The organism is Nocardia sp. CY41, assembly GCF_009829325.1.
In the GTDB taxonomy this organism is placed as follows: domain Bacteria; phylum Actinomycetota; class Actinomycetes; order Mycobacteriales; family Mycobacteriaceae; genus Nocardia.
Genome location: NZ_VUOS01000136.1, coordinates 1 through 723 on the forward strand (window position 1 = coordinate 1; position 723 = coordinate 723).

Sequence of the window (723 nt, forward strand, 5' to 3'; positions counted from 1 at the left end):
CCGGTGGATCCGGTGGGTGGTTTGTAGTTCTTGCCCGCGATGTTGTACAGGTACTGCTTGGTCAACCGGTTGATCGCGGCGGCGGTGTCGCTGGAGGTCGCGTTGCCGCCGGAGACGATCGCGTGTGCTTTCTGCAACGCCGCGGTCAGGATCTGATGCACCTTCTGCTGCCCGGCTTTCGTGTACGCCTGCGGCCCCAACTCCGCCAACGCCACGTTCACCTCCCGCACCAACCCGACGATCGCCTTCTTGTCGACCTTGTTCGACCCCTTCAAACCCCGCATATACGACACCAACTGGTTGTCCACATTGTTGAACGCCTTCGCCGCGTTGCGCTGGAACAACCGCTTGGCCCGAATCGCCCGCGTCGTCGCACCACTACCCGAGACACCGCCGGACTGCTGCGGCAACTCCCGCGCCTGCGGATCGACTGGTTCCCCCTCCCCGTACACCCCCTCCAACTGCTTCAACACCTCCATCGCCCGCGCCGCCTCCGGCGACATACCCGCCGCACCCGAACCATCGGCCCCACCCGAAGCCACCGGCGCCGCACCCCCACCATTCCCCCCACCACCACTACCCAACCCCGCCAACGCCGAGGCGATCATCGGCAACATCCCCATCGCCATCATCCCCGCCATCGGCAGCACACCCGCCACCAACGCCGGATCCACCAACGGCTCCGGCTCCTCCTCCCGACCCGCACCCCCACCCCGACCCGGC

The 723-nt window shown here is 66.8% G+C and carries 1 protein-coding gene; it reads right to left on the reverse strand.

Going from position 1 to position 723, the window contains the following annotated elements:
• Positions 1 to 674, reverse strand: a 674-nt coding sequence (locus GVY64_RS37055) for a DUF4226 domain-containing protein (RefSeq protein WP_236567553.1), incomplete at its 3' end; no start/stop codon positions are given.
• Between the last annotated feature and the right edge of the window lie 49 nt (positions 675 to 723).